The following is a 224-nucleotide window of genomic DNA, read 5'->3' as shown; positions in this document are numbered from 1 at the left end:
ATTAACCGCCGCAGTCGAAGAGGTGGCGCGAAATGCGGTAGCGACTTCGCAAGATTCAGACGATGCCGATGAACGTGCTGCGGTAGGTCGTCAGCAAGTTGAGCAAACCATTACCACCGTCAATGACCTGCTCACCGATTTAGCCGACACCATGTCGGGGGTAAATGCGCTAGCTAGCCAAGTGAAAAATATCGGCTCTGTGCTAGACGTTATCCGTGCTATCG

1 pseudogene is annotated in these 224 nt (G+C 53.1%); it reads left to right on the top strand.

Annotated elements, in window-relative coordinates:
* Positions 1 to 224, top strand: a pseudogene (locus A10D4_RS14245) (methyl-accepting chemotaxis protein); the annotation flags it as partial.

Origin of the sequence: Idiomarina xiamenensis 10-D-4 (assembly GCF_000299895.1) — a bacterium.
GTDB lineage: Bacteria > Pseudomonadota > Gammaproteobacteria > Enterobacterales > Alteromonadaceae > Idiomarina > Idiomarina xiamenensis.
Note: the sequence above shows the minus strand (reverse complement) of the source record. Positions and strands in the feature narration are given on the sequence as shown.